The following is a 12,254-nucleotide window of genomic DNA, read 5'->3' on the forward strand; positions in this document are numbered from 1 at the left end:
TCAACCGAAGATCATTTGGCGACAGACTTTTTGACAGGCTAGTTGTTGCAGCTGTGTCCTATAGACCGGCGTTTCAGCACAGAACCTATGATTGAAGAAAATCACTCAGTTGAGGATAATCATATAATTTTTTCACTAAGAAGTGATGGATGTTCCCTAAACTGATAAGGCTTAGCTGCTAACTTCCGTCCTCCTTCATCTCTACACGAAAGGCGCATCTGCCTTGTCCGATTAATCCTTCTTTTTATTTCTGGATTCCTAAGCGCATCGTCCAAATCGTCATCATTGATCCACAAACAATATCGCTCAATATCATTGATAAATTCTTCTGAACCATATATTCTTTTTAAAAAGTGTGCATCCAAAGGATAAGTTTCAATAAAACGATCATATTCCGGTCTGTTGAGCAGTAAATTTCCCCTATCATAGGGCATGCAACCAAAACTAGCTTTAGGCAAACCTTGAGGTGGTCCTATCTTTTTGCGAACTATGACCATATTACCGGCTGACAGATAAGGATTGATATGTAAAACTTTAGTTTTACGTCCTTTCGAATACAAGAACTTATCGGATTTGTTTACTACCCCAAGACCAATTACTACGACCGTCACCCCTGCATTGTATTTTGCATTGTTACTCCACTTAAATGATGTATAAGCAAATAAAATCTCTTCATGGTTATTCAATATTTGAGGCCAGAGAACAGAGACCTGTTCTCCTTGACAAATAGAATTGGTACTTACAAATGCCAACTTTGCCTTACAACCTTTTATATAATTTGATCCTTTATAAAACCAGATACTAATATAATCCAATATTTTGCAATTCTTCAATTCTTGAAATGTTATTTTTATATCCTCCTTTTGCTCCCTACTTTGAAGTTTACTTCCTAAATACGGTGGATTTCCGAAAACAAAGACCTCTTCATCTTTCTTATGTGGGCAAATCTCCTCCCAATCCAATCTGCAAGCATTGCCACACTTGATTTGGGTAATATTATGTAATGGCAAAGCTTGGGTATTAATGCCGAAAGTCTCAAAAAATTTATTGTCCATCTGATGCTGCGCCAACCATAAAGACAACATGGTCACTTCGTGAGGGAAATCCAACAACTCAATACCATAAAACTGTTGCAGGCTAATACGAGTCCCCATAACAGCTAAAAGAAAACCCTCGCCCTCACACTCCTGTTGAAGTTTCAAGATGTCCATTTCAAGGTATCGCAAAGACTTGTAAGCAATAACCAAGAAATTACCACTACCACAAGCCGGGTCAAAGAATTTCATCTTGCTCATGCGCAGTAGTAAAGCGTTACTCCTCTTGAGAATGGTCTGGCGTTTTTCCGCAAAGTTTTTATCACTGATCTCCCCTATCTCTTTTTGGCGCTTATACGCAAGGAACTCTTCTTTCAACGTGCTATATTCAGACTGTAATTCATCCATGAATAATGGATTAATCACCTTCATAATATTAGGAACACTAGTATAGTGCATGCCTTGATTGGCGCGTATTTCCGGATCAACCACTGCCTGAATCATTGAACCGAAAATATCAGGATTGATATCTTTCCAGTCCAATTCTCCACATTCAATGATGATTTTCCTCGCCTTATATCCCATCTTCGGTATCTGAATATGTTGGGCAAACAGACCACCGTTTACATAGGGAAACTGGGAGATTATCTTTATGGTATCTTTATCACGCATTCTGATATCCATAATATTGAATGCCGCATCCAAGTATGCAGCCATATCGCTGCCATCACTCTTAGTATATCTCTCGATAGAACCAGTAAAAAGTTTGTCTTTAAAAATGCCTGTATCTTCAGCAAAGAAGCAAAATAAAAGTCGGGCAATGAACAGATTCAAATCGTGCAATTGGCTACTATCACTAAAATCATTATAGGCTCGAAGGGCATCATGCAGCTTGGCAAGTTTTTCTGCTGCTTTAACATCAGCCGGATTCTCTTCGACTACTTTGAACTTTTCCACACCAGAAAGTGGGTAGAAAAAAGCGAAATCACAATAAAGACGATTCAGGGGATTCTCATAGGATTCCTTTTCCCGCATATCGTAAGCCAAGATGGTTTTTCCATCACTGACGGCAATAATTTTTGGAGCAGCTTTCATGACCTTTGCATCCTCCTTCATCGCTTCCAAGGCAGAAGTCAAAGTTGTGGTTGTAGCCGACTTGAATCCGAATAAACCTTTAATGAGAAGTCCCTTATATGTAGACAAGATTCCTCTTCCTTGGCGATAGCGACGAATATCCGCATCACTTTTACCAAAAGCCTTGAGAATTTCATAGCCCACTTCCGATGCCTGTACACAATGGTTTTTGAACACTTTCAGTGCGGTTTCAATATCGTGATAACTCAAGTTCTGTTTCCTTGCCATAATTATACTTAATTATTTCCACCCTCAAAGTTAATCATTTATTGACAAAATCTTATTAATCATTGCGAATAATCGTCCCTTCATATTAAATGAATATCAAAAATGGGGTCAACAGGCAACTACAGATTTGACCTTATATTTTTTCAACTATTTACTCTCTACACAAGCGGACAACCGAACTCTTTGATTGTTTCTTCGCTATCACGCCCTGAAGTTGACTTGCCAATAGCTTTTTCGATTCTATTCAATAATTGTTTTGCCCTATCTATAATAAATTCATCAAATAAATTTTCTTTTAAAAGATGAGGATCTATATGATGCGACTCAATGGCAGAGTCCACTTTTTCTTCTGATAAGCCCTTATTTCTCATTGTCTGTATATACTCCTTTGGTGAACGACCACCAATGGAACGATTTGTCGAAGCATATATCGGCGTTTTATTAATAATGGAATTCCATTTGCGAGAAGGTAACTTCTGAGAAAGGCAGTATGCTTGCGGGAAAATATGATGAATATCTGTACTTTCATCCAAATAAGTTGCCATATTCATATTGCTCCCAGTCATAAAATCCAATGGCATATCCTGGAGAATCAGAGCCATGACGCCTTTATATGCGGCACTATTTCGAGTTTGAAGTGTCAATAGACGGGTGGCTTCAAAATTAGAACGAGACACAGTATCCGGCTCATCCCCATTATCGAGCCAATCAAAGACACCTATAATATCCAAGGCATAACGGGTTTCATTAGATGCGCCATATAATTCCCCAAATACACCACACCAATACCATCTTGCCAACTTATCAAGGTTAGGTTGCAATGCCAACAAATTTTTATTCATTGCATCATAAGCAAATATAGCAGCTAGAGGAATATATTGTGTGCTATAAGGCAAGTCCCTAGAAGTATATATCCCCTGTTTAGCCAAGAAATTTGCAGCTGAAATAAACCCCCGTTCTAAGGTATCTTTATAATTATAGAAATCCTTTACGTCAAGTCGAAGTACATCACGTTTTTTGCAACTTACAGTAGAACCAGTAGCACGACTCTTCAGATATGCAATAAGCAATGTCATAGCTGTAATAAAGTTAGTTCCGGTAACTTCCGAGAGCAAATCATCCTTTCTGTTATCAAAACTATTTTTTATTTCATCCCAAGTTTCCCTTAGATTATATTTAGCTCCATAAGCAGCAAATTTAGCTGTTACCAATTCGAAAACAGTGAGCACAACGCCACCCGTATTAACATTCTCGAAGATTTGACAAACGGCTTCAGGAGAAGTATCTTTTGACAAAGAGATCACCGGTATTTTATATGATTGAATTTGCTGAAGGATCTTGCTCTGGAAATTGGTAAATAACTGGAACATTTCAGAATGATTATCCTTATAATATTCCAATAGACCAAGCATCCATTGACTTATTTCCGTAACATTAAATGTTATATTCAGCGGATACATCAATTCCTTGTATTCCTGTTCTCTGGTTGTCAAATCCAATTTGACATTTCTACCAATTTCTGATGTAATCAACTTCTTTTCAGAGATTGAGATTATAGCATCAAGCCTATCAGCATCAGGATCAAGGCACTTTTTGATATCCAAATAATAGAACCGATAGATCTTGGTATCTATTTTTTGAGGTAAGCATGTTTCTACAGCATTTCGGCTTTTGAAGACCTGAAAAAGCGTTGTTAATCGCTGCTGTCCATCTAACACCAGTGATGAGGGTTCTTGAGAAGTATAAGAATCATCAACTCCTGTAAATAACCTATATTTAAACTTTATCGAGTCACCACCATAATCCAGGAACATAGCTGCCCCCATAGGGAATTCAGAAGTAACACTCTCAATCAACTTACATATTTTCGAATCATCCCAAACCCAATTCCTTTGGAAATCAGGAAGTTGGAGTTTTCCCTTTTCAACATCTACAAGAAGATCACTTAAATCAAGGTCATTAGTCTTTATTGCCATAATTATAATTACTTGTACATAATACCCGTTGGTGGAATTAATCATCAGAACATCTATATTTTAGAGGTTGCACATAGCATTGATATTCAGTAACTTGGTAGTGAAAAAACATCTAAGAACTGTTCAATGTGTGGTACAACTTCTATTCAAAGTTCGTGAATTTTTTCGATATATGCAAGGATTTCTCCAAAGATTTAGTCAATACAAGAAGGGAATACCCGAACCCATTGACCAAATCGTTTATATCCAAGAGGTTGAATAGAGTATTGATTTTCAGTAACACATACTCTGCATACCAGAAGAATTTTTATAGAACACAAGCGATGAACACTATCAAACCAGGTCAAAGTAACAGTAATGACAAACGATCTTAAATGAAGGAGCAAAACAAAGGATGACATACCTTAGTGCATTGTAGCGATCTTCATTGTTGCGTACCAACTTTGCTTTATCTTTTATAAGTGGGTCCTTTTATGTTGTGATCAAGAACAGAAAGAAAATACGGGCATTCCTATTTTCAGGAGTATGGTCCTGAATTAAGATATAGAAATGCGTATTCTCTCCATTGCCTTTTCATCCCCTATCAGTTCCGGAGAAAAGGCCTGTGACATCACCCGGCGGGCAGGACAGTCAAATTTAAGATTAATGATACGGTCCAAGATCTCAGCTTTGGCGGAACCCATAACCAAAAAGACGGTCTGCTTCGCCTTCATCATAGGATGACCTGTCATCGCCACACGGCGCACACCGGTTACCGGATGTATTGAAGGCAGGTAAGAGGAGGAGACGGAAAGGAGATGCTCCTGGCCGGGAAATATCGAAGAAGTATGTCCTTCATTTCCTATGCCTAAGAGCACCATATCAAACTGAGGAATATTTAAATCTTTGACTTTAATCTGCGGGACGCGGCTTTCCACCAGTTTAGAATAACGCAAAGCTTCTCTTTCCGGACTAGCCTCACCAATGATACGAAACACATTGACATCCTCTTCAAGTTGTGGCACATAGTCAGAAAGAAGGAGTTTAAAACGTCCGTAGTTACTAGCCTCATCAGAGGGAGGGACACAACGCTCATCCACCCAGAAGAACTGGAACTTGCTCCAAGGTGTGCTATTACTAAATTGATCTGCCCATACTCTAAAAAGGACATCAGGTGTAGACCCTCCGCTGAGAGCCACACAATACGTTTCGCCATTTGTCTTTTTCAAGGCCTGTGTATTCATACGTGCAATCAGGGCACGTGACGCCTCTATAGGGGAAGCATAGGCATGACACTGAAGTTTCTGAAGATCAGAGTTCACAATATTCATCTGTATGAATCAAATTTTTACAAGGATTTGTCCAACTACCTCTTACGCTTTCTATGAGCGAATTACTCTCCAACGGTCCCCATGTCCCCACAGGATAACCATAAAGTGGTGTTTTCGGATATTTTTGCCAATATTCCAGAATCTTGCCGAAGTACCTCCACGAAGATTCTACCGCATCAGCGCGTGTAAAAAGTGTAGGATCCCCCATCAAACAGTCCTCAATCAGACGGGCATAGGCATCACCCATTTTAACATCCCCCAATTCATCATAAACGAAGTCCATATCCACCTGTTTAGTATGAAATCCCGTTCCAGGCAGTTTCATATCAAATCGAAGTACGATACCCTCGTTAGGCTGGATTCGCAACACCAATCTGTTGGCATGTTGACGTACTCCAGGCACATGACCAAAGAGTAAGTGAGGTGCATTCTTAAAGTGTACGACAATTTCGGTCACCTTCGTGGGCATTTGCTTTCCTACCCTAAAGAAGAACGGTACGCCACTCCATCGCCAGTTGTCAATCTCTACCTTCATGGCAAAGAAAGTCTCTGTACGAGAATTGGGAGCCACGTGCTTTTCCTGCCGATATCCTAGATGGTTCCCCGCCGCCATATACTGACCACGGATCACATTATCCTTGATATAGTCTTCCGTCAGAGGTACGAGAGAATCATACACTTTTACCACCTCATTGCGAAAACTGTCCGCATCAAATTTTACAGGAGGTTCCATGGCACACAAGGCAAGCAATTGTACAAGGTGATTCTGCACCATATCACGCATCGTACCCGCCGTTTCATAATAACCACCGCGATTCTCGATACCCAGATTTTCTACAGAAGTAATCTCTACATAGTCAATATAATTGCGATTCCAAACAGGTTCGAAAATAGAGTTTGCAAAGCGGAAAGCCAGGATGTTCTGTGCCGTTTCTTTCCCCAGGAAATGATCGATACGGTATACCTGACTTTCCTCAAAAGTATCCCGGTAAATATCGTTCAATTGTCTGGCACTTTCCAAATCGTAACCAAATGGTTTCTCCACAATAATACGTGTGCGCTCCCCGTTAAGTCCATAAGTTTTCAGATACTTCGGAACCACACCGTAAAGCAACGGTGGAGTAGCCAGATAGTAGATTATACTCTCGCTTCCGCTTTCCTCCAGTCGCTTGCCGAGAACCGGATAACCATCCTCCTTGGCAGGATCCATAGTCAGATAATCAATATGGGAAATGAAACTGTGGATCAAGTCATCATCCCATTTCTCCGGTTGAATATACTCAGACAGTTGACTATAAAGATATTTACGATATTCAGAGCCATCATATCCTGTACGGCCGATACCTATAATCTCAAACTTCTCCGGCAACCTTTTTTCGATAAAGAGATCGAATAGTGCTGGGATAAGCTTACGTTTGGTAAGATCTCCAGAAGCGCCGAATATAACAAATGAAAATGACTTAGGTTTCATGAATAAAGTATAAGAATTACACATTATAACTACCGGAATGGGTACTTCCACCCTTTCCTGTCCAGTTCTCATGAAAAAATTTACCGCGCGGTGCATCAATTCTCTCGAAAGTATGTGCACCGAAAAAGTCACGTTGCGCCTGGATCATATTAGCGGGTAAGCGAGAGGTCGTCAAAGACAAATAATAATTGAGGGCAGAACTGAAAGCCGGCACTGGGAGTTCAGCGCACAAGGCTTTAGCCACTAGATTTTTCCAAGCCTCAAGAGACTGGGTAATCTCCTTCGCAAATTTCGGTGCAAAGAGTAAATGTGCCGGTTTACGAGTAACTTGATAAGCATCCGAAATATCATTCAAGAAAGACGAACGAATAATGCATCCTGCACGCCACATACGAGCTATGGACGCAAGATCCAGGTTCCATGAGAACGTTTCAGAAGCCCTTTGAAGCACAGCGAATCCCTGTGCGTATGAGACCAGTTTGGAAGCATAAAGAGCCTGCTCTATGTCATCCACAAGCGAAGGGTCATCCACCGCAGTTATTCTACGATGAGGTGCCAGATGTTTGGCAGCCTCCACACGCAGTTCCTTTTCAGAAGAAAGGCTGCGCTCAAACACAGCCGAGGCAATCAGGCTAAGAGGCATCCCCAATTCCATGGCATTGATGACTGCCCATTTTCCGGTACCCTTCTGTCCGGCAGTATCTAGAATCTTATCTATCAAGTCATCACCATCCTTGTCTTTATGGCGCAGGACCATTGATGAGATCTCCATCAGATAACTGTGCAGCCGACCTTCGTTCCAGTGCTCAAAAACATCGGCAATAGCGGCATTATCCATTCCTTTCAACTGCTTCATCAGGAAATAGGCCTCACTGATAAGCTGCATGTCTCCATACTCTATACCGTTATGGATCATCTTCACAAAATGTCCTGCGCCCTGAGGTCCCACCCAGTCACAACAAGGAGTCCCATCTTCAGCAACAGCAGCAATCCGCTGTAATATAGGTTTTACCTCAGCCCATGCAGACAGGGATCCACCAGGCATAATAGAAGCACCATAAAGAGCCCCGAATTCACCACCGCTAACACCAGCGCCGACAAACCTGAAACCACGTTTCTCCGCCTCAGCCATACGACGGTTGCTGTCTTCATAGTTAGAATTTCCTCCATCTATAATAATATCTCCAGATGAAAGCAACGGAAAGAGCTGTGACATAAGTTGATCAACAGCGGAACCGGCACGTACCATCATCATGATTTTTCGAGGAGTCTGAAGTACGGATACGAAATCTGGAAGTTCCGTACAGCCAATAAAATGCTTACCCTTTCCTCGTCCGTTCACAAATCTTTCCACGACACCCTCTTCTATTCCAGGTACGGTACGGTTATATACGGCTACGGTAAAACCCTTATTTTCCATATTCAAGGCCAAGTTTTCTCCCATCACGGCAAGACCTATCAAACCAATATCTGCTTTTTTATCCATAATATTCACTTTTAAATTTACAGGAAACAGTTAAAATCAAAGACACAGAGAAGTCCCAGTATACTATACAAAGATAGAGTTTATATTTCATACCACAAGCATCTTCCTGCTATTTTTCACGTTTTTAAAGAAAAAAGCCGAAAGGAATCTCTCAACTCTTAAACCCGTCTGCTATGCCATTATATCAAATTCTTAACAGACCTCTATATCCCAGTTCGGGATAAGATTTAAAATAAACAGAGTTGATTAGTCGGTCTGATCCTTCATTCAGACAGAGGCGTACAATATGCCGGTTATGAATATGTAGAACTACTGAAGAAATATGGAATATCTATATGACTGAAAGCGGTGACCCGAAAGACAATATAATTGCAGAGCGCTTGAATGAAACGTTGAAGGATGAACTCTTCAAAGGCCTTGTTTTCAGAAATATTGAGGAGGTCAGACAAGCGATTCAAAAGGGAAATATCAAACATTCTGCTAGGAGTTGTAATGTACCGTCACTTACCGGCAAGATACCCAATAATCACCACCGGCTCAACAGTATTATTTCAAAGACAGATCAGGAACAAGCCGAAAATCAATCCGTTCCCTTCTCATTCCCTCCCGTTCCCTCCTCGTTCCCTGTACGTTCCCTATTTGGGTTTTTGGTTGACAAAACAGTTGTGGCAATCTGTTGAAGCGGTTTATTAGGGCATAAGGACGTACGTCATTAGGTGCTCATGTCGTACGTCCTGACAGTGTCAAGACGTACGTGAACAGAACCTTATAAAGCACGTGAACAGAACGTACAGTCGTGCATCAAAAAGATGCATGGATAAGTTTCAACATAATGAATGAACATGCATCTTCAGATGCGAAGACGTACGCCAATAGAAATGAAAAATATCAAACTCTGTCAGAAGAAAGTAAAATCATTTTCCGCTCCCTTGTTTAGCACCAAAAAGCTTGCCGATAAGTCCCAGAACCTCAACTACAGTTTCCTTATCAGGTACAGGGATTTTAAGGTTGACTTGGCCTGTATCAGGATCCTTTTCTATAATACTGTCAACAAGCGCCTTTGTACTTTCAGCCGACTTCAGTGTCTTTGCAAGTCCGGAGAAAAAGGCAGCGCCCTGCTCAACCAGTTGATCAGAAGACGATTTGGATTCGGTGGAGACAGAAGAGGCTTGGGATGCAGGTTGTACTGGTTGTTCTTTTTTCTCTTCAGCAGGAGGAGCTGCTACGGGTTCTTTGTCCGTGGTATCAACGGGCTGCTCTTCATTTGCTGCAGTTTCCTCCGTATCCTGAAGCGTATCAGACAAGTCCTTCATTATCGTTTGAAACTTACCGTCAGAAGAGAATATGGTATCCTGTCCGCCATCAAGTGCACCTTCAAACATTGAAGACTTGAATTGCAGTTTACCAAGCATAGATTCCTCAAAAGTATCGGCTGCTACCAAGTTGATCACTTGTATGTTTTTCTTCTGCCCGATACGATAAATGCGAGCAATACGCTGTTCCAGAACAGCGGGATTCCAAGGCAGATCCACATTGATTACAATGGATGCGACCTGCAAATTCAAGCCGGTACTTCCAGCATCTGTAGAAAGAAATACCCGGCTATCCGCCAGATCCATAAAATGATTGACCAGGTCCTTACGGTCTTTCGAGGGTACCCCTCCATGAAGATACTCATAATGGATTCCCCCTTCTTCCATCTCTTTGGCAATAAGGCGCGTCATTCTCTCCCACTGACTAAAGACAACGACCTTCTCATCACTACCTTCAACGACATTTCTGATGATGTTCATCACTTCATCAACCTTTGTGTCATACCGTGTTTTCTGATCCAGTATATAGGTACTGTCACACACCATACGCATCTGCTGCAAAAGGAGCAGGAGTCTATTCCGGTCTGTTTCTGACAAGAAGTGTTTCGTTTCCCATTTATGTAACAACTGTGATACTCCTGACTTTGCATCATCATGCACAGCCATCTGCTCCTTGGTCATAGGCATCATGAGATTCTTATCCTGCCGTTCCGGCAACTGGAGATGAACGTCACTTTTCTTCCTCCTAATCAGAATGTCTTTCAATTTTGACCTAATCTCATTTAGATGGCGATATCCTATAGTTGCCCCCTTGTCATCACTGATAATATAGCGGTCTCGGAAAAGATAATAAGGACCAAGACCAAACTGGTCCACCAATTCAACTACTGAATAAAGTTCTTCCAAACGGTTTTCCAACGGAGTCCCCGACAAAATGACCGAATAGCGCGAAACGATCTTCCTGGCAGCCCTGGCAATCTGAGTATTCCAGTTTTTCAACCGCTGTACTTCATCAATAATGAGCATATCAGTTTCCAGTTTCCCAAAAGACTTGATATCATTACAAGCTGTATTGTAAGAAACAATTTTATAATGCACAGGCAACCGATACTGGTCCCGACGCTTCAGATAATCACCCTCTATGACATGAACTCCCTGACCGGTAAATCGTTCAATCTCCCGTTTCCACTGATATTTCAGAGAAGTAGGACAAAGTATCAGCGTTGAATCCGACAACCCCCTTTTTCTCATCAGTTCAGCGGTCCCTATAGCTTGAATGGTTTTCCCTAGCCCCATCTCATCGGCTATAATAGCCCTCCCCGTCTTTGCGGCGAATCGAATCCCTTCCTCCTGATAAGGATAAAGACGGGTACGGACCAGTCTGGAGAAATCAGATTCCTTCATCAAGTCAACCCATTGGGTACGTTCCACTTTCTCGCGGTACTCAAGGACAAACTGCAGGGCATCCTTGTAGCAACGGAAAGTATCTTCAATCGCGTAAGCTTTCTTCAGAAAAGTGTCGAAATGCCGGTAAGCATCTGCGTTCAACACAAGATCTTTGTTGAAATATTCGGCTGCCAGAGTTCTGTATTCCTTGTCATGGTCACTGCCGATCCGAATACGCACCTTCCTTGCACCTGTATAATCAAGGTATACGGAAGTATATGCCGGTATTTCCCGGTGAACATGATGTCCCTTCCTTATCCATAATTTCACAGCTTCCAGATGTTTACATGTCCCTAGATGAGACGTTTTGAAATCCATGCACGAACAATAGTTCCAAGGGCTCTTGGCTCCACGATAAACGACCTTATATTGCTGAGCATTCGCAGGATTATCCACTTGGTATTCACCGGGATAATTTTTCTCGTCAACACTCTTCACTATAAACCTTTCCTCACGGGCAGCTTGTTTTCTCAGCAAGATTTGCCACATTTTCAAGTCCAGGCCTTCCGGCTTGAACTGATACGGAATTTTCTTCACAGCCTTCTTCCGGCGCGACTTGTTCTTCGTTGTTGTACTTTTGGACATCTTTATCAAATGATTACATCAATAAACGTGGGTTCGGCGAAATATAATTGCCTGGGGAATTGGTGATCTGAGAAAATTATCTCGAATTCAAAGTATTGAGAGTCAAAGTTATACAAACATTCTTCGCTATGACCATCAAAGACAATGTGGTAGCCTAATATTGGTTGACCACTTTTCTCCTTAAGCCTGAATTAAGTTGTTCATTATTTTCCTTAATCCTACATATGGTTGACATTTTATCTTCTAATCCTGATAAAGGTTGACTTCTATG

General features: G+C 41.3%; 7 protein-coding genes. 1 reads left to right on the top strand and 6 read right to left on the bottom strand.

The features are described from left to right. Positions 1–119: 119 nt before the first annotated feature. The 5 genes from NG821_RS11620 to gnd form a co-directional block, all read right to left on the bottom strand. On the bottom strand, positions 120–2,396 hold the full coding sequence (locus NG821_RS11620) for a class I SAM-dependent DNA methyltransferase (RefSeq protein ID WP_252761825.1): 2,277 nt from the start codon (positions 2,394–2,396) through the stop codon (positions 120–122). 158 nt (positions 2,397–2,554) lie between these two features. Continuing rightward, positions 2,555–4,372: a GmrSD restriction endonuclease domain-containing protein gene (locus tag NG821_RS11625; RefSeq protein WP_252761826.1), complete on the bottom strand. Its 1,818-nt coding sequence runs from the start codon at positions 4,370–4,372 to the stop codon at positions 2,555–2,557. A gap of 536 nt (positions 4,373–4,908) precedes the next feature. Beyond that, positions 4,909–5,682 carry a 6-phosphogluconolactonase gene (gene pgl, locus NG821_RS11630; RefSeq protein ID WP_252761827.1) on the bottom strand — a complete coding sequence of 258 codons (774 nt, stop codon included), beginning with the start codon at positions 5,680–5,682 and terminating at the stop codon, positions 4,909–4,911. Then, positions 5,663–7,153 (bottom strand): glucose-6-phosphate dehydrogenase, encoded by a 1,491-nt coding sequence (gene zwf / locus NG821_RS11635; protein WP_252761828.1) that lies wholly within the window; start codon positions 7,151–7,153, stop codon positions 5,663–5,665. Before zwf ends, pgl begins: the two co-directional genes overlap by 20 nt. A gap of 16 nt (positions 7,154–7,169) precedes the next feature. Next, on the bottom strand, positions 7,170–8,639 hold the full coding sequence (gnd, locus tag NG821_RS11640) for a decarboxylating NADP(+)-dependent phosphogluconate dehydrogenase (protein ID WP_252761829.1): 1,470 nt from the start codon (positions 8,637–8,639) through the stop codon (positions 7,170–7,172). 335 nt (positions 8,640–8,974) lie between these two features. Here gnd and NG821_RS11645 point away from each other — a divergent pair, with 335 nt between their 5' ends. After that, entirely contained in the window at positions 8,975–9,319 is a 345-nt protein-coding gene (locus tag NG821_RS11645; protein WP_252761830.1) for an integrase core domain-containing protein, read from the top strand. Between the two features lie 234 nt (positions 9,320–9,553). Here the strand turns inward: NG821_RS11645 and NG821_RS11650 are convergent, their stop codons facing one another. Continuing rightward, entirely contained in the window at positions 9,554–11,983 is a 2,430-nt protein-coding gene (locus tag NG821_RS11650) for a DEAD/DEAH box helicase (RefSeq protein WP_252761831.1), read from the bottom strand. Positions 11,984–12,254: the final 271 nt, after the last annotated feature.

Origin of the sequence: Segatella cerevisiae (assembly GCF_024054555.1) — a bacterium.
In the GTDB taxonomy this organism is placed as follows: Bacteria; Bacteroidota; Bacteroidia; order Bacteroidales; family Bacteroidaceae; genus Prevotella; species Prevotella cerevisiae.